This is a genomic window from Azotobacter armeniacus, from assembly GCF_054779355.1.
Genome location: NZ_BAAGYK010000050.1, coordinates 1 through 21,553 on the forward strand (window position 1 = coordinate 1; position 21,553 = coordinate 21,553).

Annotated in this window: 16 protein-coding genes, 3 tRNA genes and 1 pseudogene; 7 read left to right on the forward strand and 13 right to left on the reverse strand. The window is 59.7% G+C overall.

Features of this window, described 5'->3' with window-relative positions:
• Window positions 1–235: pseudogene (locus ACYVD0_RS10630) on the forward strand (hypothetical protein); the annotation flags it as partial.
• Between the two features lie 271 nt (window positions 236–506).
• On the opposite strand, the gene ACYVD0_RS10635 reads toward ACYVD0_RS10630, so the two are convergent.
• The 9 genes from ACYVD0_RS10635 to ACYVD0_RS10675 all read right to left on the reverse strand — a co-directional run bounded on the left by ACYVD0_RS10635 (window position 507) and on the right by ACYVD0_RS10675 (window position 9,419).
• Window positions 507–2,381, reverse strand: coding sequence for a peptidyl-prolyl isomerase family protein (locus ACYVD0_RS10635; protein ID WP_460426797.1), 1,875 nt, complete (start codon window positions 2,379–2,381; stop codon window positions 507–509).
• Window positions 2,382–2,607: 226 nt separating this feature from the next.
• Entirely contained in the window at window positions 2,608–2,880 is a 273-nt protein-coding gene (gene hupB / locus ACYVD0_RS10640; RefSeq protein ID WP_012700946.1) for a nucleoid-associated protein HU-beta, read from the reverse strand.
• 134 nt (window positions 2,881–3,014) lie between these two features.
• Window positions 3,015–5,408, reverse strand: a complete 2,394-nt coding sequence (gene lon, locus ACYVD0_RS10645) for an endopeptidase La (protein WP_460426798.1) — start codon at window positions 5,406–5,408, stop codon at window positions 3,015–3,017.
• 129 nt (window positions 5,409–5,537) lie between these two features.
• Window positions 5,538–6,818 carry an ATP-dependent Clp protease ATP-binding subunit ClpX gene (clpX, locus tag ACYVD0_RS10650; RefSeq protein ID WP_460426799.1) on the reverse strand — a complete coding sequence of 427 codons (1,281 nt, stop codon included), beginning with the start codon at window positions 6,816–6,818 and terminating at the stop codon, window positions 5,538–5,540.
• 102 nt (window positions 6,819–6,920) lie between these two features.
• Window positions 6,921–7,541, reverse strand: a complete 621-nt coding sequence (clpP, locus tag ACYVD0_RS10655; protein WP_090624747.1) for an ATP-dependent Clp endopeptidase proteolytic subunit ClpP — start codon at window positions 7,539–7,541, stop codon at window positions 6,921–6,923.
• 103 nt (window positions 7,542–7,644) lie between these two features.
• On the reverse strand, window positions 7,645–8,955 hold the full coding sequence (gene tig, locus ACYVD0_RS10660) for a trigger factor (protein ID WP_460426800.1): 1,311 nt from the start codon (window positions 8,953–8,955) through the stop codon (window positions 7,645–7,647).
• 135 nt (window positions 8,956–9,090) lie between these two features.
• A tRNA-Leu gene (locus tag ACYVD0_RS10665) sits at window positions 9,091–9,175 on the reverse strand.
• Window positions 9,176–9,231: 56 nt separating this feature from the next.
• Window positions 9,232–9,307, reverse strand: a tRNA-His gene (locus ACYVD0_RS10670).
• Window positions 9,308–9,342: 35 nt separating this feature from the next.
• Window positions 9,343–9,419 (reverse strand) — tRNA-Arg (locus tag ACYVD0_RS10675).
• A 269-nt stretch (window positions 9,420–9,688) separates the two neighbouring features.
• On the opposite strand from ACYVD0_RS10675, the gene folD reads away from it, so the two are divergent.
• The gene (gene folD, locus ACYVD0_RS10680) at window positions 9,689–10,543 is read left to right on the forward strand and encodes a bifunctional methylenetetrahydrofolate dehydrogenase/methenyltetrahydrofolate cyclohydrolase (RefSeq protein WP_460426801.1); all 855 of its coding nucleotides are present in this window, start codon (window positions 9,689–9,691) and stop codon (window positions 10,541–10,543) included.
• 76 nt (window positions 10,544–10,619) lie between these two features.
• On the opposite strand, the gene cysS is transcribed toward folD, so the two are convergent.
• Both cysS and ACYVD0_RS10690 read right to left on the reverse strand, forming a co-directional pair.
• On the reverse strand, window positions 10,620–12,005 hold the full coding sequence (gene cysS / locus ACYVD0_RS10685) for a cysteine--tRNA ligase (protein ID WP_460426802.1): 1,386 nt from the start codon (window positions 12,003–12,005) through the stop codon (window positions 10,620–10,622).
• Window positions 12,005–13,675 (reverse strand): glutamine--tRNA ligase, encoded by a 1,671-nt coding sequence (locus ACYVD0_RS10690; protein WP_460426803.1) that lies wholly within the window; start codon window positions 13,673–13,675, stop codon window positions 12,005–12,007. The genes cysS and ACYVD0_RS10690 overlap by 1 nt, the downstream gene beginning before the upstream one ends.
• A gap of 156 nt (window positions 13,676–13,831) precedes the next feature.
• Between ACYVD0_RS10690 and ACYVD0_RS10695 the strand changes: the two genes are divergently transcribed.
• Both ACYVD0_RS10695 and lpxH read left to right on the forward strand, forming a co-directional pair.
• The gene (locus tag ACYVD0_RS10695) at window positions 13,832–14,326 is read left to right on the forward strand and encodes a peptidylprolyl isomerase (protein ID WP_460426804.1); all 495 of its coding nucleotides are present in this window, start codon (window positions 13,832–13,834) and stop codon (window positions 14,324–14,326) included.
• Window positions 14,327–14,331: 5 nt separating this feature from the next.
• Window positions 14,332–15,057 carry a UDP-2,3-diacylglucosamine diphosphatase gene (gene lpxH, locus ACYVD0_RS10700; RefSeq protein ID WP_460426805.1) on the forward strand — a complete coding sequence of 242 codons (726 nt, stop codon included), beginning with the start codon at window positions 14,332–14,334 and terminating at the stop codon, window positions 15,055–15,057.
• A 287-nt stretch (window positions 15,058–15,344) separates the two neighbouring features.
• On the opposite strand, the gene ACYVD0_RS10705 is transcribed toward lpxH, so the two are convergent.
• Together ACYVD0_RS10705 and ACYVD0_RS10710 are read right to left on the reverse strand one after the other, a co-directional pair.
• Window positions 15,345–15,947, reverse strand: a complete 603-nt coding sequence (locus ACYVD0_RS10705; protein WP_460426806.1) for a MiaE family protein — start codon at window positions 15,945–15,947, stop codon at window positions 15,345–15,347.
• A 75-nt stretch (window positions 15,948–16,022) separates the two neighbouring features.
• Window positions 16,023–16,499, reverse strand: coding sequence for a DUF1289 domain-containing protein (locus ACYVD0_RS10710; protein ID WP_460426807.1), 477 nt, complete (start codon window positions 16,497–16,499; stop codon window positions 16,023–16,025).
• 382 nt (window positions 16,500–16,881) lie between these two features.
• On the opposite strand from ACYVD0_RS10710, the gene acnB reads away from it, so the two are divergent.
• From acnB to ACYVD0_RS10725, 3 genes are all read left to right on the forward strand, one after another.
• Entirely contained in the window at window positions 16,882–19,491 is a 2,610-nt protein-coding gene (acnB, locus tag ACYVD0_RS10715; RefSeq protein WP_460426808.1) for a bifunctional aconitate hydratase 2/2-methylisocitrate dehydratase, read from the forward strand.
• 244 nt (window positions 19,492–19,735) lie between these two features.
• Window positions 19,736–20,989 carry a CmpA/NrtA family ABC transporter substrate-binding protein gene (locus ACYVD0_RS10720; RefSeq protein ID WP_460426809.1) on the forward strand — a complete coding sequence of 418 codons (1,254 nt, stop codon included), beginning with the start codon at window positions 19,736–19,738 and terminating at the stop codon, window positions 20,987–20,989.
• On the forward strand, window positions 20,971–21,549 hold the full coding sequence (locus ACYVD0_RS10725; protein ID WP_460426810.1) for an ANTAR domain-containing response regulator: 579 nt from the start codon (window positions 20,971–20,973) through the stop codon (window positions 21,547–21,549). The genes ACYVD0_RS10720 and ACYVD0_RS10725 overlap by 19 nt, the downstream gene beginning before the upstream one ends.
• Window positions 21,550–21,553: the final 4 nt, after the last annotated feature.

Below are 21,553 nucleotides of genomic sequence, written 5' to 3' on the forward strand. Positions count from 1 at the left end.
TTGGCGTCGGGTCGCATCATGGTGGCTGGCTCCAGAAAGAAATCGGGAGCACAGCATCGGCGGGCCATTACCTCGGTTGAAGATGGGGTTCATGGAGCGCTTTCGCTCGATCCTTGCCAGGAGCCAGAAATCCGGGTGGCTTGAGCGCTTGCTGGCCAGAACCCTGTGGGCCGTGCTGGCCAAGGGCTCTCCGCACCGGGTCGAGCGCTTTACCGCATGCCCTGCAGGGCATTGAGAAACGGCAACCAACAGGCTTCACAAGGAGCGCAGGCGGTAAGCACGTGATGGCGGAACAGGTCAGACCGTGACGGGGTAAACCTGGTAGGGAATATGAGCTATGGGCGCTGCCCTCAGCTCGATTTTCAGATGAGGGCCTCGTCGGCGGATTCCATCAGGGCCAGCAGGTTTTTCGGCCTGCACAAACAGGCCGAATATAAGACTGCTCCTACCTGAACGCCAGCTGGCCTACCTCTTGAGTTCCGGGAGGCGTCCATATAAGACCTTCCCTAGAAACGTTCGATATCGGCGCTAGACTGGAGTTGACGACGGTAAGCGGCAAAGTCCTGTTGGCCACTACGAGAAGCCAAGAAGCGCCGGTACATGCCCTTTTCTTCCTCGGACAAGCGATGCTCCGGCTCGCTGACCCCCGTCAGGCGGATCAGCACATAGTTACCGTTGGGTAACGCCACTCCAGCAAAGGTTGGTTTATCCGCGGTAGAGGGTTTAGACATACGGAAAAGAGTCTGTAGAATAGCCGGATCGATTCCGTCCTGACTGCGCGGTGCAGCCTCAACCACCTGCCAACCTTCACTCTGCTCAGCCTGCTCTACCGGAGTATGTCCTTGCCGGAGCTCGCCGAGGAACATCTCCCCCCTGCTCTTGGCATCCTCAGCTGCACGCTGTTTCAGCAACTGGCTTCGAATGCTGTCAGCCACCTGCTCAAGCGGAATTTGTTGGGGTTCCCTATGCTCCTTCACGCGCAGGACGACAACCGTATCCGGGTCCAGCTCGATGGCGCCGCTATTGCTGCCTTGCTCAAGTACTTCAGAACTGAATGCTGCTTGAATAACTTGTCGATTCGCGGTCAATCCTTCCCCGCCTTCACGACCGAAAGGGGAGCTGGTTCTCACCCGAAGACCGAGCTCTTGGGCCGGCTGGGCAAGATCTGATGCCTCAAAGGCCGCGTTTTCCAGCGTACGGGATGCTTCGACGAAAGCTTGCTCAACCTGATCGGACTTCAGGTCATGTACCAGTTTTTCCTTCAGGCTATCGAAGCTGGGAATCTCAGGCGCCTGCACATCCAGCAGCTTAACCAGGTGCCAGCCGAATTCGCTGCGTACAGGAGAGCTCACCTCACCTTTTTTCAAGGCATAAAGTGCCTGCTCGAATGCTGGATCATAAACACCAGGTCCTGCATAACCTAGGTCACCGCCCTTACTAGCCGAACCAGTATCCTGGGAGAATTCCTTGGCCAGAGTGGCAAAATTCTCGCCCTTATCGATGCGTGCCTTAAGCTCCTCCAGCCTGGCCTTTGCCTGCTCATGATTCAGATTATTATTCACCTCAATGAGAATGTGTGCAGCCTGACGTTGTTCCGAAAGGTTGGCAATTTCTCGCTGATAAAGCGCCTGCAGGTCCTCATCCTTGACCTCTACCTGATCGAAGAAAGTATCCCGCCTCAACTCGATATATTCCACTATGAGCTGCTCGGGAGTCATGTAACGACTGGCGTGCCCGTCGTAGTGGGCTTGGACCGCGCTGTCCTCGAGTTTTACGCTCGCCGGGTCTGCAGGCAATGTCATGGTGGCAAAATCACGTGTCTGCTGCTCTAGACGAGCAAAGACTTCAATCTCGCGACCAGTCACGAAGCCACTGCCCGCCAGACCAGCACGCAACTGGCCAATCAGCATCTCTTGCTCCAGCATTTGGCGGAACTGCGAGCGATTGTAGCCCATCTGCGCGATGACCTGATCGAATTTGTTGGCTTCGAACTTGCCATCCACCTGAAATTCCGGGGTCTGCAGGATCAACTGATCCAAGGCGCTCTGGGAAAAGGCCAAATTCGCCGCTTCGGCCCCCTGAAGCAACAGTTTGCGCTCTATCAGACCGCTGAGTGCTGCATTACGCAACAACCCCTCGTTCAACTGCGAAGCGTCAAAATTTCTGCCAAGTTGCTGGAGCAGTTGGCGACGCTGCATCTCCACCGTCCGGTTCAGTTCAGCCAGGCTGATTTCCGCACCATTGACCTCGGCTGCATTCTGGCTGTTGCTAGTACTCCTTAGAATGGCATCGAAGCCAGTCAAGGCCAGCAGCATGATAATGACGCCAATAATAGTTTTAGCAATCCACCCCTGTGAATTATCCCTGATGTCTTGCAGCATACATCCCCCCAGAAACGGCTACGACAGGCCGTTTGACACTGGTAGAGTCTGAATAATAGAAGAAAGGCGCATCCAGAGATGCGCCTTCTCGTAACCGACAGAGCGGACGGGACTGGAGCCCATAGTTTCCAGCGTAACAGGCCAGCATGCTAACTGACTGGAACCACCACCCCGTGACCAGACCAGACAGCCCCTCGTCTGGACGAGCCATATGCTCGAAAGACGCTCAGTTGACCGCGTCTTTCAAGGCCTTGCCAGCCTTGAAGCCAGGGATCTTGGCAGCTTCAATGTTAATCGGCTTGCCGGTCTGCGGATTGCGACCAGTACGGGCAGCACGCTCTTTGACAGCGAAAGTACCAAAACCAACCAGCACCACAGAATCACCGGCCTTCAGGGCGCCAGTGACAGACTCAATCACTGCGTCCAGCGCTCGGCCAGCAACAGCTTTCGGGATATCAGCAGATGCAGCAATCGCATCAATCAATTCCGACTTATTCACTCTAGGTCCCCTTATTTCTATTTGGGTTATTTCTTGATCTTGGTGCAGGCAAAACGGGTGCTGGATGGTTAGCCGACACGAAAAAAGTCGCTTTATATCAAGCGCTCGAAAAAGATGTCAAGGAAAGCCCCCGACTAATGCGTACTGACTCTCTCCTTGGGATCAGTCTCGCGCTTCTCATCCTTTGCGACCATCTCGGGAGCCGCGTCAGGCAAGGGCTCCGGCGCGTATTGCAGCGCAATCTGCAGGACCTCGTCAATCCATTTGACCGGTTTAATCTGCAAGTCCTGTTTAATATTTTCAGGAATATCTTTTAAATCGCGAACATTTTCTTCAGGAATGATAACGATCTTGATGCCACCACGGTGGGCCGCCAGAAGTTTCTCCTTTAATCCACCGATAGCCAATACTTGACCACGCAATGTTATTTCACCAGTCATTGCCACGTCGGCTCTCACAGGAATTTGCGTGAGCGCAGAAACCAAGGCGGTACACATTCCCACACCCGCACTAGGGCCATCCTTAGGAGTTGCCCCCTCTGGCATGTGGATATGAATGTCCCTTTTCTCATTGAAATCCAGAGGAATGCCTAGGCTCTTCGCCCGGCTGCGTACCACTGTCAACGCTGCAGTGATGGACTCGGCCATCACATCACCAAGCGATCCAGTCTTGATCAAGTGCCCCTTGCCCGGCACAACCGCCGCCTCGATGGTTAACAGTTCGCCGCCGACCTGAGTCCAAGCCAGACCAGTGACTTGGCCAATCTGATCTTGCTGCTCTGCCAAGCCATAGCGATATTTGCGAACCCCAAGGAAATGTTCCAGCGAACTGGCTGTCACTGTGACCTTGAAACGCTTTTCCTTAGCATTCTCCTTGACCGCCTTGCGACAGACTTTGGCGATCTGCCGCTCGAGGCTGCGAACACCCGCCTCACGGGTGTAGTAGCGGATCATGTCGCGAATTGCCGCCTCGTCGAACTCCAGCTCTCCCTTTTTCAGGCCATTGGCCTGGGTTTGCTTGGGCGACAGGTATTTGACCACGATATTGACTTTCTCGTCCTCGGTATAGCCAGGAAGACGTATTACCTCCATGCGATCCAAGAGTGGTGCCGGAATGTTCATGGAGTTGGCGGTGCAGACAAACATCACATTCGAAAGATCGTAATCGACTTCCAAATAGTGATCGTTGAAATTATGATTCTGTTCCGGATCGAGCACCTCTAGCAGAGCAGAAGCAGGATCGCCCCGCATGTCATTGCCCATCTTGTCGATCTCGTCGAGGAGGAACAGTGGGTTGCGAACCCCGACCTTGGTCATCTTCTGAATCAGCCGCCCAGGCATCGAGCCGATATAGGTACGTCGATGACCGCGGATTTCGGCTTCATCACGCACACCACCAAGTGCCATGCGCACAAACTTGCGATTGGTAGCCCGCGCTATGGACTCAGCCAGGGAAGTCTTGCCCACCCCGGGCGGCCCAACCAGACAGAGCACAGGCCCCTTGAGCTTCTTCACCCGCCTCTGCACGGCGAGATATTCGAGAATGCGCTCCTTGACTTCCTCCAAACCGTAATGATCCGTATCGAGAACAGCCTCGGCCTTGGATAGATCGAGCCGGACCTTGCTCTCGGCTTTCCAAGGCACATTGACCAACCAGTCAATATAAGAGCGCACAACAGTGGCTTCGGCAGACATTGGCGACATCTGCTTGAGCTTATTCAGTTCAGCATGAGCCTTGGCCAGAGCCTCCTTGGTTAGTCCAGCGGATTCAATGCGCTGTTTTAGGTCGTCGATCTCACTATGACCTTCATCGATATCACCGAGCTCCTTCTGAATAGCCTTCATCTGCTCATTCAGGTAATACTCACGTTGACTGCGCTCCATCTGCTTCTTCACCCGACCGCGGATACGCTTCTCCACCTGCAATAGGTCGATCTCGGCATCCAGAAGCGCCAGAACATGCTCGACCCGGGACGACAGATCGGCAATCTCCAGAATCTCCTGCTTCTGCTCAAGCTTGAGCGCCATGTGCGCAGCCATGGTGTCAACCAGTCGGCCCGGCTCATCGATGCTGTTTAGGGACGACAGAACTTCGGCAGGAACCTTCTTGCCCAACTGAACATACTGCTCAAACTGGCCAAGCAAGCTACGGATGAAAACCTCTCCCTCCCGCTCAGCGATCGGCGCCTCATCGACCAGGGAAAGCTCTGCCCGGCTGTGTCCATCAGCGTCAACGAAGCGTTCGATGGTTCCGCGCTGCTCGCCTTCGACAAGGACCTTGACGGTACCATCAGGAAGCTTCAGCAATTGCAGGACTGTCGCAACGGTGCCAACCCGATAGAGGGACTCCTGTCCCGGATCATCGTCTGCCGGGTTCTTCTGTGCCAACAGGAGGATTTGCTTGTCCCCACTCATTGCAGACTCAAGGGCTTCGATGGACTTTTCGCGTCCCACGAACAGCGGAATTACCATGTGGGGATATACGACGACATCACGCAGCGGCAGAAGAGGTAATTCGATCATATTCATGATTTAGGCTCTACGTAGGCTCAGGACCGGAGAGTGACGGGCATACCCTGATTTTAAGATGGGGGTAGCCTTAGGAAAAAACAAGCGCTGCAGTAGAAATGCAAAGGGGCCCGCAGGCCCCTTTCCGGATCAAGCATCAGGTGCGGCCTTAGCAGGCGGCTCCACGTTTTCATAGATCAGCAGGGGCTTTGAAGCACCAGCGATGACGCTTTCATCGATAACCACCTTGCTGACGCCAGGCTGAGAGGGGATCTCGTACATGGTATCAAGCAGGATGCCTTCGAGGATGGAGCGCAATCCGCGCGCTCCCGTCTTGCGCTCGAGAGCTCGCAGGGCCACGGCCCGCAGTGCGTCCGGACGGAACTCAAGCTCCACCCCTTCCATATCAAACAGCTTGCCGTACTGCTTAGTCAATGCATTCCGCGGCTCCGTGAGAATCTGCACCAAGGCCGCCTCGTCCAACTCATCAAGCGTGGCAATGACCGGCAAGCGACCGACAAACTCGGGAATCAAGCCGAACTTGACTAGGTCATCCGGTTCAACATCACGAAGCGCCTCGCCAATTTTCTTGCCAGCATCGGGACTTCGCACTTCGGCATTAAAACCGATCCCCCCCTTCGTTGAGCGGTTCTGGATCACCTTTTCCAGCCCGGAAAAGGCACCGCCGCAGATAAAGAGAATATTGCGGGTATCGACTTGCAGAAACTCCTGCTGCGGATGCTTACGCCCACCCTGTGGCGGAACGGAAGCTACGGTTCCCTCGATCAGCTTGAGCAACGCCTGCTGAACCCCCTCACCCGAAACATCCCGCGTGATGGACGGGTTGTCAGACTTGCGCGAGATTTTGTCGATTTCGTCAATATAGACGATACCCATCTGGGCCTTTTCGACGTCGTAATCGCACTTCTGCAGCAGCTTCTGAATAATGTTCTCGACATCCTCACCGACATAACCCGCCTCGGTCAGGGTGGTGGCGTCAGCAATCGTGAAGGGAACATTCAACAAACGCGCCAAGGTTTCAGCCAGCAGCGTCTTGCCGGAACCCGTCGGCCCGATCAACAGGATATTGCTCTTGCCCAGCTCGACATCATCTTTCTTGTCACGCTGGTTCAGGCGCTTGTAATGGTTGTATACCGCCACTGCCAAAACCTTCTTGGCACGCTCCTGACCAATGACATATTGGTCGAGAATGGTACTGATTTCCTTGGGTGCGGGTAGCTTATGCGCACTACTTTCGGCCTGGGCTTCTTGCACTTCCTCTCGGATAATGTCATTGCACAGGTCGACGCACTCGTCACAAATAAAGACCGAGGGCCCAGCAATCAACTTACGCACCTCATGCTGGCTCTTGCCGCAGAAGGAGCAATAAAGCAGTTTGCCACTGTCCTCGCCGTTACGGGTGTCAGTCATTCGATCAATCCAATCCGGTAGGCTTGCAACACAAGATGAAGGCAAATGCGGGCATTTTCAAGCCCAAGGGTGGTCGCAATTTCAGACCGCCCCGAGATGGGCTCAGCCCACCAGCTGACGATGCGTGAGAACCTGATCGATAAGCCGATATTTGACCGCTTCCTCACCGCTCATGAAGTTGTCACGATCCGTGTCGCGGGCGATCACGTCAATGGGCTGACCGGTATGATGTGCCAAAATTTTGTTCAAACGCTCACGAATGGTGAGGATCTCCCGAGCATGGATCTCGATGTCCGAGGCCTGCCCCTGGAAGCCGCCCAGAGGCTGGTGGATCATCATCCGCGAATGCGGCAGGCAGTACCGCTTGCCGGCAGCACCACCAGCCAGCAACAGGGCGCCCATGCTGCAGGCTTGACCGATGCAGATAGTGGAAACGTCAGGCTTGATGAACTGCATGGTATCGTAAATAGACATACCAGCAGTCACGGAGCCACCGGGCGAGTTGATGTAGAGATGTATATCCTTGTCGGGATTCTCCGCCTCAAGGAACAACAGCTGAGCCACGATCAAGTTCGCCATGTAATCCTCTACTTGGCCAACCATGAATATCACCCGCTCCTTCAAGAGACGCGAATATATGTCGTATGCACGCTCACCGCGGGCGGACTGCTCGATCACCATCGGCACCAAGCCGCCAGCGGCCTGGATTTCAGGCATTTGCATGAGATGATTGGTCATATCCTGAGCGCTCCCTAATGGTCAGGTCTTAAAATGCGAGTAAGCCAGCACGAAGGCTGGCTTATGGATGTGCTCACACGAGGGAAGATCAGGCAGCTTGCGGAGTTTCCGCCGGCTTGACAGCTTCTTCGTAAGAGACCGCTTTGTCGGTTACGTTGGCCTTCTGGAGGACAGTATCTACAACTTGCTCCTCCAGCACAACCGAACGGACCTCACCAAGCTGCTGCTCATTACCATAATACCAAGCAATAACCTGCTCCGGCTCCTGATAGGCGGAAGCGATTTCCTCGATCAGAGCCCGCACCTTCGCCTCATCTGGCTTGATCTCGAACCGCTTGACCATCTCGGCAACAATCAGCCCCAGCGCGACACGACGCTTGGCCTGCTCCTGGAACAGATCCGCCGGCAGCTGTTCCGGCTTGATATTGCCGCCGAACTGCTGCACCGCCTGGACGCGCAGGCGATTCACTTCACTCTCGATCAGCGCCTTGGGCACCTCAATCGGATTGGCTGCCAGCAGGCCATCCATTACCTGAGCCTTCACCTTGGACTTGATCGCTTGGCTCAATTCACGCTCCATGTTCTTGCCGACTTCGACACGGAAGGCGTCCAGGTTCGGCTCAGTGACGCCGAACAAGGCAAAGAATTCTGCATTCAGTTCGGGCAACTCTGCCTCGGACACAGCATTGACGGTTACAGCGAACTCGGCAGTCTTGCCCGCCAGATCCAGGTTCTGATAGTCCTCGGGGAAGGTCAGAGACAGAAGGCGCTCCTCGCCAGCCTTTGCACCGACCAGCCCCGCCTCGAAGCCCTCAATCATCCGCCCGGAGCCCAGCACCAGCGGCGTACCCTTGGCAGAACCACCAGCGAAAGGCTCGCCATCGATCTTGCCAACGAAATCGATGTCCAGCTGGTCACCATCCTGCGCCTCACGCTCAACCTGCTTGTAGTGCGTGTTCTGCTTGCGCAGAATTTCCAGCATGTTGTCGATATCGGACTCAGCGACTTCGGCTTGCAGACGCTCGACAGCAATACCTTCCAGGCCAGCAACTTCCAACTCGGGATAAACCTCGAAGATGGCAATGTATTCCAGATCCTTGCCTTTTTCGAAGACCTTCGGCTCAACGGAAGGAGCACCGGCCGGCTTCAGCTTCTGCTCAAGCACCGCCTCATAGAAGCTAGCCTGAATCAGGTCGCCCAAGGCCTCCTGACGAGCCGACTCTTCGTAACGCTGGCGAATCACGCTCATCGGCACCTTGCCAGGACGGAAGCCCGGAATCTTAGCATGACGAGCAGTCTGCTGCAGACGCTTGTTGACTTCGGTCTCGATGCGCTCGGCCGGCACACCGATCGTCAGGCGGCGCTCAAGAGCAGAGGTGCTTTCAACAGAAACTTGCATGGATATTCCTCGTTGCACAGACGTTAGCCGACCGTTAGCGGCCCCAATCAAGGGCATGCATTCTAGTGGGTCAAATTGCAGAAGTCACCCTACAGAGAGCAGGCAGCATACGGGAGAGAACAGGAATACAGGAAATGGTGCGGATGAAGAGACTCGAACTCTTACGCCTTGCGGCGCTGGAACCTAAATCCAGTGTGTCTACCAATTCCACCACATCCGCGTGGCCAAGCCATTGAGAAACGAAAACGCCAGGCTTCACGCCTGGCGTTTGGAATATGGGGTGGACGATGGGAATCGAACCCACGACACCAGGAGCCACAATCCTGTGCTCTACCAACTGAGCTACGCCCACCATATCTTGCTACTGCTTGACGCCGAACCGCCTAATGGCGCACCCGGCAGGACTCGAACCTGCGACCATCCGCTTAGAAGGCGGATGCTCTATCCAGCTGAGCTACGGGCGCTTTTTTTATCTGCATTCTGAGCAGAGTGCAAACTCGAAGCTTTCCACGGAGCGAACTTTAGTTCGACCTCGCTCTCCAACCCAGCGACAGGCTGTGCTTGACAAGCGGGGCGAATCTTATAGAACAGGCAACTCTCTGTCAACAATATTTTTAAATAAATCAGCAAGATGTAAGGGGTGCCGACGGCACCCGATTGTTCGCATTGGCCCACCAGCCTCACCATGAGAGAATGCGCTTCGTCTTATCAACCTCATGGTTAAGCAAGCGTCATGACCGCAAAACTGATCGACGGCAAAGCGATCGCCGCCAGTCTTCGCCAGCAGATCGCCCAACGTGTCGCCGAACGACGCCAGCAGGACCTGCACGCCCCCGGCCTGGCAGTCATCCTGGTGGGTACTGACCCGGCCTCCCAAGTCTATGTGTCTCATAAGCGCAAGGATTGCGAAGAAGTGGGCTTTCATTCTCAAGCCTACGACCTTCCTGCCAGCACCAGCCAGGACGAACTCCTGTCCTTGATCGATCGATTGAACGAGAATTCGGCGATCGACGGCATCCTGGTGCAACTGCCGCTCCCAAAGCACCTTGACGCCTCCCTGCTGCTTGAGCGCATCCGCCCGGACAAAGACGTGGATGGCTTCCATCCCTATAACATCGGCCGCCTCGCCCAGCGCATGCCATTGCTGCGGCCCTGCACCCCCAAAGGCATCATAACGCTCCTGCAGAGCACCGGCGCAGACCTGTATGGCCTGGATGCCACGGTAGTCGGTGCCTCCAACATCGTCGGCCGCCCAATGGCACTGGAACTGCTATTGGCCGGCTGTACCGTGACCGTCACTCATCGGTTCACCCGCAACTTGGCCGAGCATGTGGGGCGTGCCGATCTGGTGGTGGTCGCAGCCGGAAAGCCAGGCTTGGTCAAGGGCGAATGGATCAAGCCTGGCGCCATCGTCATAGACGTTGGTATTAACCGACTAGATGACGGCAGACTGGTCGGTGACGTGGAGTTTTCCGCGGCTGCCGAGCGCGCCGGATGGATCACCCCCGTCCCCGGGGGGGTCGGCCCCATGACCCGCGCCTGCCTTCTGGAAAACACACTGTACGCAGCTGAACAGCTGCACCAGTGACCTGGCGCTCCAAATGAAAATGGCACCCCAAGGGTGCCATTTTCATCTGCAGGCGCGCTCAGGCGTCCTGCTTTTCTCACTCGGCCAGACGCCACGTGGTCCCACCCTTGCTGTCCTCCAGCACCACACCCATGGCGGTGAGCCGGTCGCGGATGCGGTCGGACTCGCCCCAGTTCTTATCGGCGCGTGCCTGCAAGCGAGCGGCGATCAGAGCATCCACCTCGGCAGCATCCACCTTGCCTTCGGCACCGGCCTGGAGGAAGGCTTCCGGCTCCAGCTGCAGCACGCCGAGCAGACCAGCCGTCTCCTTCAGACGCGCCGCCAGGGCAGCTGCAGCCCGCAGGTCCGATTCGCGCAGGCGATTGACCTCGCGGGCTAGCTCGAACAGTACGGCGCAAGCTTCCGGGGTGTTGAAATCGTCGTCCATCGCTGCAGCGAAGCGCGTAACGTACTCCTCACCACCGGCTGGAGCCGCGTCGGGCAGGCCCTTGAGTGCGTTGTAGAAACGATCCAGCGCGCCCTTGGCCTCGCGCAGACTGTCCTCGGAGTAGTTGATCGGGCTGCGGTAGTGGCTGGACACCAGTAGGTAGCGCACCACCTCGGGATGGTACTTCTCCAGCACCTCACGGATAGTGAAGAAGTTGCCCAGCGACTTGGACATCTTCTCGCCGTCCACGCGCACTGCGCCGGCGTGCATCCAGGCATTGGCGTAGAGCTTGCCGGTGGCCGCCTCGCTCTGCGCGATCTCGTTTTCGTGGTGGGGGAATACCAGGTCCGGGCCGCCGCCGTGGATGTCGAAGGTCTCGCCCAGGCAGCAGGTGGACATCACCGAGCACTCGATGTGCCAACCCGGACGCCCGGCGCCCCAAGGCGACTCCCAGCTTGGCTCGCCCGGCTTGGCGCCTTTCCACAGGACGAAGTCCAGCGGATCCTCCTTCGCCTCGTCGACCTCGATGCGCGCGCCAATCTTCAGATCCTCGATCTTGCGCCGCGACAGCTTGCCGTAGCCCTCGAACTTGCCGACCCGGTAGTAGACGTCGCCGTTGCCCGGGGCGTAGGCAAAGCCCTTGTCGATCAGGGTCTGGATCATCGCGTGCATGCCGGTGATGTGGTCGGTGGCGCGCGGCTCCAGATCCGGGCGCAGCACGTTGAGGCGCGCCTCGTCCTCGTGCATGGCGGCGATCATGCGCGCGGTCAGGGCATCGAAGGCCTCGCCGTTCTCGTTGGCGCGCTTGATGATCTTGTCGTCAATGTCAGTGATGTTGCGCACGTAGGTCAATTCATAGCCGCGATAGCGCAGCCAGCGGGCGACCACGTCGAACGCCACCATCACCCGCGCATGGCCAATGTGGCAGAAGTCGTACACGGTCATGCCGCATACGTACATGCGTACCTTGTTGCCTTCCAGCGGTTTGAACGCGTCCTTGCTCTTGCTCAGAGTGCTGTAGATGGAAAGCGTCATCACTGCCCCCAGGAGTCACGCAGAGTGACGGTGCGGTTGAACACCGGAGCGCCCGGCTCGGAGTCCTTCAGGTCGACGCAGAAGTAGCCTTCGCGCTCAAACTGGAAACGATCCTCCGCCTGCGCCTGAGCCAGCGACGGTTCGGCGCGGCAGCCCTTGAGCACCACCAGCGAATCGGAGTTGATGTTGTCGAGGAAGCTGCCGCCCTCCTCGACCTTCTCCGGATTGGCAGCCTTGAACAGGCGATCGTACAGGCGTACCTCACACTCGACGCTGCCTTCGGCCGGCACCCAGTGGATCACACCCTTGACCTTACGGCCTTCCGGGTTCTTGCCGAGGGTGTCCGGGTCGTAGGAACAGCGCAGCTCGACGATGTTGCCCTCGGCATCCTTGATTGCCTCGTCGGCACGGATCACATAGCTGCCGCGCAGGCGCACCTCGCCGTTCGGTTCCAGGCGCTTGTAGCCCTTGGGCGGGTTTTCCTCATAGTCGCCGGCGTCGATGTACAGCTCGCGGGAGAACGGCAGCACGCGCACGCCCATGCCCTGCTTGGGATGGCACGGCAGTTCGAGGCTCTCGACCCGACCCTCCGGATAATTGGTGATCACCACCTTCAACGGCTTGAGCACGCACATCGCACGCGGCGCATTGGCGTCCAGATCCTCACGGATGGCGAACTCCAGCATACCGATGTCCACCATGCCGCCAGCACGGTTGACGCCGATCAGATCGCAGAAATGGCGGATCGAGGCCGGGGTGTAGCCGCGGCGACGGTAGCCGGAGAGAGTCGACATACGCGGATCGTCCCAACCGTTGACATGCCCTTCATCGACCAGCTGCTTGAGCTTACGCTTGCTGGTGATGGTGTAGTTCAGGTTGAGGCGGGCGAACTCGTACTGGCGCGGCTTGCACGGCACCGGCAGGTTGTCGAGGAACCACTCGTAGAGCGGACGATGATCCTCGAACTCCAGGGTGCAGATCGAGTGGGTGATGCCCTCGAGCGCGTCCGACTGGCCGTGGGTGAAGTCGTAGCTCGGATAGATGCACCACTTGTCGCCGGTCTGGTGGTGATGGGCGTGGCGGATGCGGTAGAGAATCGGGTCACGCAGATTCATGTTCGGCGAGGCCATGTCGATCTTCGCCCGCAGCGCACGGGCACCGTCGGGGAACTCGCCGGCCTTCATGCGCGCGAATAGGTCGAGGTTCTCCTCCACGCTGCGCTCGCGATACGGACTGTTCCTGCCCGGCTCGGTCAGGCTACCGCGGTATTCGCGCGCTTCGTCCGGCGACAGGTCGCAGACGTAGGCCTTGCCGGCTTTGATCAGATGGATGGCCCAGTCGTGCAACTGCTCGAAGTAGTTGGATGCGTAGCGCTCTTCACCGGCCCACTGGAAGCCCAGCCACTGCACGTCGCTCTTGATCGCGTCGATGTATTCCTGGTCTTCCTTGGCCGGATTGGTGTCGTCGAAACGCAGGTTGCACTCGCCGCCGAACTCCTTGGCCAAACCAAAGTTCAGGCAGATCGACTTGGCATGACCGATATGCAGGTAACCATTGGGCTCCGGGGGGAAGCGGGTAACGATCTTGGCGTGCTTGCCCGACTCCAGGTCGGCCTGGACGATCGGGCGGAGGAAGTTCGCGGCAGAGGCGGGAGTCTCGGGCTTGCTCATGGGATCCTTGAAACATGTCGACGCCAGCCAGGGTAGGCCGGCCAATGCAAAGGGCTTATCATAGCGGACCCGTCATGCCCCTGACAGAGACCCGGTAGCAACGACCATCAGCCGGCGAGGTCTAGGCATCCCTCACCCACCCAGCGGAACTCAGCCATGATCAAGCTGCACACCAACCACGGCACCATCACCCTGAAACTGTTCGCCGACAAGGCGCCGGAAACTGCGGCCAACTTCGAGCAGTACGTGAAGGAGGGCCACTACGACGGCACCATCTTCCACCGCGTGATCGGCAACTTCATGATTCAGGGTGGAGGTTTCGAGCCGGGCATGAAGCAGAAGTCGACCCGTGCGCCAATCAAGAACGAGGCCAACAACGGCCTGTCCAACAAGAGCGGGACCATCGCCATGGCTCGTACCATGGACCCGCACTCGGCCAGCGCGCAGTTCTTCATCAACGTCAAGGACAACGGCTTCCTCGACCATACGGCGCCGACCACCCAGGGCTGGGGCTACGCAGTTTTTGGCGAAGTGGTTGAAGGCATGGACGTGGTCGACCGGATCAAGGGCGCCCCCACCACCTCCCGCGCTGGCCACCAGGACGTGCCGATGGACGACGTAATCATCGAGAAGGCCGAGATCGTCGAATAATCTCGATGACTACACTGCTGATCTCGGATCTGCATCTCGACGAGGAACGCCCGGACATCAGCCGGGCGCTCCTGCGTTTCCTGAAGGAACGTGCCAGCCAGGCCGAAGCGCTGTACATCCTCGGCGACCTCTTCGAAGCCTGGATCGGCGACGACGCCATGACGCCCTTCCAGCGTTCCATCGCCGAAGCCTTGCGCGAAGTGGCGGACCAGGGCACGCGGATCTTCCTGATGCACGGCAATCGCGACTTCCTCGTCGGCCGCTCGTTCTGCCGCCAGGCCGGTTGTACTCTCCTGCGCGACCCCAGCCGCATCGAGCTGAACGGCACGCCTGTGCTGCTGATGCATGGCGACACCCTGTGCACCCGCGACATTGCCTACATGCGCTTTCGCCGGCGCCTGCGCAACCCGCTGTCGATATGGCTCCTGCGCCACCTGCCCCTCTCCAAGCGCCAGCAGCTGGCACGCAAGTTGCGTGATGCCAGTCGCCTGCAGGTCCGCCAGAAAGCCACCGAGATCGTCGACGTCACTCCTGAGGAGATACCGCGGATCATGGCCGCCCATGGCGTGCTGACCCTGATCCACGGCCACACCCACCGCCCTGCCGTGCATGAACTGCAGGTCGACGGCCAAGACGCCCGGCGTATCGTCCTCGGTGACTGGAGCCGACAGGGCTGGGTACTGGAAGTTGATGCCCTGGGCTACCGCCTAGCCCCCTTCCCGCTTGACTAAGCCCCGAACCCGAGGCCAACGCCCATCGCTTGGGTATGCCGGCCACCCTCTCGTGCATCCCCGCCCTACTCCGCCCCCTTGGCAAGCAGGCGGCAAGCCGTCATGAAGGCGCCTCCAAAATCATTGAGGGCTGCCCGCCTGCCCCTGGCCGACCTGCCAACCTGCAGAACTGGCTAAGCCAGGCCCAGGGCCAATAGCCGACGCTGCGGGCGAGCACTACAAGCAGGGGGCGGCAAAGGAAGTTAAACCGGTCCGAACGGGCATTGACTTATTGAGAGCGACGGTCGTCAAGCCGCCACGCCGCTGTGGAAGCGGAACTCCGTATCCGGGGTAAGGATTGCCTGGCGCTCGATCTCGGCGAAGAACGCCACACGCTCGTCGATCGGCTCACCGGCGTACTGGCGGGCCATTCCCAGGTAGTCCTGATAGTGCCGCGCCTCCGAGGCGAGCAGCGAGACGTAGAAGCGTTCCAGCTCCTCGTCGAGGAAGGGTGCCAGGCGATGAAAGCGCTCGCAGGAGCGAGCCTCGATGTAGGCGCCGACAATCAAGGTGTCCACCAGACGACCCGGTTCATTCTTGCGGATATGCGCATGCAGGCGCTGGGCGTAGAGCGAAGCGCTGAGCGGCCGGTAGAGGACGCCGCGCTTCTTCATCAGCTCGGCCACCTGTTCGAAATGGCGCAGCTCCTCGCGGGCCAGGCGCGACAGCTTGTACTGCAGGTCCTCCTTGTCGACATGCCGGAACAGCAGAGTCAACGCCGTGCCGGCCGCCTTCTTCTCGCAGTTGGCGTGATCGATCAGCAGGATCTCGGGATGCTGCAGTGCCTGGTCGATCCAGGTCTGGGGGGTCGGGCAGAGCAGGAAGCTCTCGATCTCGGGAAGCAGGGACATGGCAATCTGGCTGGTCTTGGAAAACTGGGCATTATACGGCCCCTACCCGTCGCCGAGGAGCCGACCGCACCTGCCTCAGATACGCCTCTGCACGCCCTCGCGCAGGAAGCGCGGGGCGATGTAGCGCTCGTAATGGGCCTGGGAGAGCAGGAAGAATTCCCGGTCGATGGCATCGCGCAGGGCCGGCAACTCCCAGTCGCGGAACTCCGGCTGCAGGACGATGCCGTAGGCCTCGAGCTGGTTGATCGCCCGGGCACCGCGGGCGATCAGGCGATAGGCCCAGCAATACGCCGACTGCTCAGCCACGAAGCGGATCTGCCGCTGCTCTAACTGCTGGCGCAGCCGCTGCTCATCGAACACCCCCAGCTTGGCCTGCACCACCTGCACCAGCAGGGTTTCCAGCCGCCGCCAGACGGCGCGTTTTCCCTCTTCGTCATACTGGTTCCAGTTCACCACCTCGTGGTGAAAGCGCTTGCAGCCCCGGCAGACCAGATCGCCATAGACTGTTGAGCAGAGACCGACACAGGGCGTCTTGATGCGCTGATAGGACATGATCGAAGGGGAAACCAGGGAAAAGCGAATAACAAGATAGTATCTTAGCCCTTTGTCTAGGCTCGGTCATCCGCAGTGGCTTTAACTTGACCACTGCTTTCCAGTAAACTCTCAATGCCTTTTTGGCACCACTGTCCAGTCGAAGCTGTTTTCAAAGCGTCACGAGCACAGTTGATCCGAGCGGAACGGCACAGGCGCAGGCACCCTGCCAGAGGGTGCCAAGTGCCAGTTCTCTCTCGGCGTAAAACTTTGAAAACAGCTTCTGGAGGGGGATCGTCGCAACCTTGGCCGTGCCGCCCATAAGGCGGCGAAGCGCTTGCGTGCGGAGATTCCCAGGATGAGTGTCCCGGAAACCCCTGGGACCACTGATGAGGGTAAAACTGTGCTTGAAGCCTATCGCAAACACGTAGAAGAGCGTGCCGCTCAGGGCGTCGTGCCCCAGCCGCTGAACGCCGAGCAGACCGCTGGTCTGGTCGAACTGCTGAAGAACCCGCCGACCGGTGAAGAAGAATTCCTGGTTGACCTGATCACCAACCGTGTTCCGCCGGGCGTGGACGAAGCAGCCTACGTCAAGGCCGGTTTCCTCTCCGCCATCGCCAAGGGCGAAGCCACTTCCCCGCTGATCAGCAAGACCCGCGCCATCGAACTGCTGGGCACCATGCAGGGCGGCTACAACATCGCCACCCTGGTCGAGCTGCTGGACAGCGCCGAGCTGACCAGCGTCGCCGCCGAGCAACTCAAGCACACCCTGCTGATGTTCGACGCCTTCCATGATGTGGCCGAGAAAGCCAAGAAAGGCAATGCCGCCGCCAAGGCCGTGCTGGAATCCTGGTCCGAAGGCGAGTGGTTCCTGGCCCGTCCGGCCGTTCCGGAAAAAGTCACCCTGACCGTGTTCAAGGTGACTGGCGAAACCAACACCGACGACCTGTCGCCGGCTCCGGATGCCTGGTCACGTCCCGACATCCCGCTGCACGCTCTGGCCATGCTGAAGATGGCCCGCGACGGCATCAACCCGGACGTTCCGGGTTCCGTTGGCCCGATCAAGCAGATGGAGGCCCTGAAAGCCAAAGGCTTCCCGGTTGCCTACGTCGGTGACGTGGTCGGTACCGGTTCTTCCCGCAAGTCCGCTACCAACTCGGTGCTATGGTTCTTCGGTGATGACATCCCCTACGTGCCGAACAAGCGCGCTGGCGGCTTCTGCTTCGGCACCAAGATCGCCCCGATCTTCTACAACACCATGGAAGATGCCGGCGCTCTGCCGATCGAATTCGACTGCACCAACCTGGCGATGGGTGACGTGATCGACGTCTACCCCATCAAGGGCGAAGTGCGTCGTCACGACAGCGATGAGCTGGTCACCACCTTCTCGCTGAAGACTGAGGTGCTGCTGGACGAAGTCCGCGCCGGTGGCCGTATCCCGCTGATCATCGGCCGCGGCCTGACCGAAAAAGCCCGCGCCGAACTGGGTCTGGCTCCGTCCACCCTGTTCAAGAAGCCGGAAGCACCGGCCGACAGCGGCAAGGGCTTCAGTCTGGCGCAGAAGATGGTTGGCCGCGCCTGCGGCCTGCCGGAAGGCAAGGGCGTGCGTCCGGGCACCTACTGCGAGCCGAAGATGACCACCGTCGGCTCCCAGGACACCACCGGCCCGATGACCCGCGACGAGCTGAAGGACCTGGCTTGCCTGGGCTTCTCCGCCGACCTGGTGATGCAGTCCTTCTGCCACACCGCCGCCTATCCGAAGCCGATCGACGTCAAGACCCACCACACCCTGCCGGACTTCATCATGAACCGCAGCGGCGTGTCCCTGCGTCCGGGCGACGGCATCATCCACAGCTGGCTGAACCGCATGCTGCTGCCGGATACCGTGGGTACCGGTGGTGACTCGCACACCCGCTTCCCGATCGGCATCTCCTTCCCGGCCGGTTCCGGCCTGGTGGCCTTCGCCGCCGCCACCGGCGTGATGCCGCTGGACATGCCGGAATCCGTTCTGGTGCGTTTCAAGGGCAAGATGCAGCCCGGTATCACCCTGCGTGATCTGGTGCATGCCATCCCCTACTACGCCATCCAGGCCGGCCTGCTGACCGTCGAGAAGAAAGGCAAGAAGAACATCTTCTCCGGCCGCATCCTCGAGATCGAAGGTCTGGACAGCCTGACCGTCGAGCAAGCCTTCGAGCTGTCCGACGCCTCCGCCGAGCGTTCGGCTGCCGGTTGCACCATCAAGCTGCCGGAAAAGGCCATCGCCGAGTACCTGAAGTCCAACATCACCATGCTGCGCTGGATGATCGGCGAAGGCTACGGCGATCCGCGCACCCTGGAGCGTCGTGCTCAGGCGATGGAAGCCTGGCTGGCCAAGCCGCAACTGCTGGAAGCCGACAAGGACGCCGAATACGCCGCCGTGATCGAGATCGATCTGGCCGACGTCAAGGAGCCGGTCCTCTGCGCCCCGAACGATCCGGACGACGCCCGTCTGCTGTCCACCGTTGCCGGTCAGAAGATCGATGAAGTCTTCATCGGTTCCTGCATGACCAACATTGGTCACTTCCGCGCAGCCGGCAAGCTGCTGGACAAGGTCAAGGGTGGCATCCCGACCCGTCTGTGGCTGGCTCCGCCGACCAAGATGGACGCTCACCAGCTGACTGAGGAAGGCTACTACGGCATCTATGGCAAGGCCGGTGCGCGCATGGAAATGCCGGGCTGCTCGCTGTGCATGGGTAACCAGGCCCGCGTACAGACCGGTTCGACCGTGGTTTCCACCTCGACCCGCAACTTCCCGAATCGTCTGGGCGATGCTACCAACGTATTCCTGGCTTCCGCCGAACTGGCATCGGTCGCCTCGATCCTTGGCAAGCTGCCGACCGTCGAGGAGTACATGGAATACGCGAAGAACATCGACACCATGGCTGCCGATATCTATCGTTACCTGTCCTTCGACCAGATCGCTGAGTACAAGGAAGCTGCGGCCAAGGCCGAACTCCCGGTCCTGCAGGTCTAAGCCTCACCCGCGCGGAATGAAGAAGCCCCGCCTCGTGCGGGGCTTCTTCTTTTCCGCGGTCCTGCGCTAGAGTGCGCGACAGGTCGAAAGGCCGATGCCTCGGGCCTTGGCATATCGTTTGCTTCGAGCCCAGCAGCATCGGTGGTCCCAACGGCGGGACCCCATCACCGACAATGGCGTCGCTTTCGGCCCTGCCCCAGGCAGCCGCCGAGCGACGCCTTTTTGCTCAGCGCCGGAAGACACCATGACAGATCACCAAACCACCTCCAGAGCGGATGTCCAGGCCTGGGTCGCGGGCAGCGATGCCCCCGAGAAGAGCTCGATCAACTTGGGCTTCATGCCGCTCACCGACTCCGCGTCGCTGATCGTCGCCGCCACCCAGGGCTTCGCCGCCCCCTACGGACTGAGCCTCAACCTCAAGCGCCAGGTTTCCTGGTCGAGCCTGCGCGACAAGCTGCTCAGCGGTGAGCTGGACGCCGCCCAGGGGCTGTACGGACTGATCTACAGCATGCAGCTCGGCATCGGCGGCGCACCGGCAACCGACATGGCAGTGCTGATGGGCCTCAACCAGAACGGCCAGAGCATCAATTTGTCGACGCCGCTTCGGCAGGCTGGCGTGTGCAGCAGCGAGACACTGGCCCAGCATGTGCACCGAAGCAGTGCAAAACTCACCCTGGCCCAGACCTTTCCCACCGGTACCCATGCTCTCTGGCTCTACTATTGGCTCGCCAGCCTGGGCATCCATCCTCTCGAGGACGTGAACACCCTGGTAATACCGCCGCCACAGATGGTCGAACACCTGCGCGCCGGCCGCATCGACGGTTTCTGTGCCGGCGAACCCTGGGGGGCCCACGCCATAGACCAGGGCATGGGCTTCACCATCGCCACCAGCCAGTCGATCTGGCCGGACCATCCGGAGAAGGTCCTCGGCTGCACCCGCGCCTTCGTCGAACAGTACCCCAACACCGCCCGTGCCTTGGTCATGGCTGTGCTGGAGGCGAGCCGCTTCATCGACGCCAGCGAAGAGAACAAGACCGGTACCGCGCAGCTGATCAGCGCCGACGAGTACGTGGCTGCGCCACGCCGGGTAATCGAGGCGCGCTTTCTCGGCAACTACGAGGACGGCAACGGCCATGCCTGGCGGGATAGTCATGCCCTGCGCTTCCATGGCGGCGGCGAGGTCAACCTGCCCTATCTCTCCGACGGCCTCTGGTTCATGACCCAGTTCCGTCGCTGGGGGCTGTTGCGCGAAGATCCCGACTACCTCGCCATCGCCAGCCAGGTGCAGCAGCTCGAGCTGTATCGCGACGCCGCCGCCGCCCTCGGCATCCCGCAGCCCGCCTCGCCCATGCGCAGCGTCACCCTGCTGGACGGCAAGCGCTGGGACGGCTCCGATCCTGCGGCCTACGCCCGCAGCTTTGCCCTCCACGCGCTGAGCGAGGCGCAATCATCCTCGGCCGATGACCAAGGAACATCCCCATGCTGCGCATCCTCCTGATCAACGACACACCGAAGAAGGTCGGCCGTCTGAGAAGCGCCCTGGTCGAAGCCGGCTTCGAGGTCATCGATGAATCCGGCCTGACCATCGACCTGCCGGCGCGGGTCGAGGCCGTACGCCCCGACGTAGTCCTCATCGACACCGAGTCGCCCGGCCGCGACGTGATGGAACAAGTAGTGCTGGTCAGCCGCGACCAACCGCGGCCGATCGTCATGTTCACCGACGAGCACGATCCGAAGGTGATGCGCCAGGCCATTCAGGCCGGGGTCAGCGCCTACATCGTCGAAGGCATCCAGACCCAACGCCTGCAGCCAATCCTCGACGTGGCCATGGCCCGCTTCGAGAGCGATCAGGCCCTGCGTGCCCAGCTGCAGGCCCGCGAGGCGCAGCTGGCCGAGCGCAAGCGCATCGAACTGGCCAAGGGCCTGCTGATGAAGATGAAGAGCTGCAACGAGGAAGAGGCCTACACCCTGATGCGCCGCCAGGCCATGAGCCGCCAGCAGAAGCTGATCCAGGTCGCCGAACAGGTCATCGCCATGCACGACATGCTGGGCAGCTGAGGGG

Coding starts and splice junctions, on each gene's coding strand:
- ACYVD0_RS10720 (WP_460426809.1), top strand. CDS start 19,736: ATGACAGATCACCAAACCACCTCCAGAGCGGATGTCCAGGCCTGGGTC.
- ACYVD0_RS10705 (WP_460426806.1), bottom strand. CDS start 15,947: ATGTCCCTGCTTCCCGAGATCGAGAGCTTCCTGCTCTGCCCGACCCCC.
- tig (WP_460426800.1), bottom strand. CDS start 8,955: ATGCAAGTTTCTGTTGAAAGCACCTCTGCTCTTGAGCGCCGCCTGACG.
- ACYVD0_RS10725 (WP_460426810.1), top strand. CDS start 20,971: ATGCTGCGCATCCTCCTGATCAACGACACACCGAAGAAGGTCGGCCGT.
- clpP (WP_090624747.1), bottom strand. CDS start 7,541: ATGCAAATGCCTGAAATCCAGGCCGCTGGCGGCTTGGTGCCGATGGTG.
- clpX (WP_460426799.1), bottom strand. CDS start 6,818: ATGACTGACACCCGTAACGGCGAGGACAGTGGCAAACTGCTTTATTGC.
- folD (WP_460426801.1), top strand. CDS start 9,689: ATGACCGCAAAACTGATCGACGGCAAAGCGATCGCCGCCAGTCTTCGC.
- lpxH (WP_460426805.1), top strand. CDS start 14,332: ATGACTACACTGCTGATCTCGGATCTGCATCTCGACGAGGAACGCCCG.
- lon (WP_460426798.1), bottom strand. CDS start 5,408: ATGAATATGATCGAATTACCTCTTCTGCCGCTGCGTGATGTCGTCGTA.
- ACYVD0_RS10635 (WP_460426797.1), bottom strand. CDS start 2,381: ATGCTGCAAGACATCAGGGATAATTCACAGGGGTGGATTGCTAAAACT.
- ACYVD0_RS10710 (WP_460426807.1), bottom strand. CDS start 16,499: ATGTCCTATCAGCGCATCAAGACGCCCTGTGTCGGTCTCTGCTCAACA.
- ACYVD0_RS10690 (WP_460426803.1), bottom strand. CDS start 13,675: ATGAGCAAGCCCGAGACTCCCGCCTCTGCCGCGAACTTCCTCCGCCCG.
- cysS (WP_460426802.1), bottom strand. CDS start 12,005: ATGACGCTTTCCATCTACAGCACTCTGAGCAAGAGCAAGGACGCGTTC.
- ACYVD0_RS10695 (WP_460426804.1), top strand. CDS start 13,832: ATGATCAAGCTGCACACCAACCACGGCACCATCACCCTGAAACTGTTC.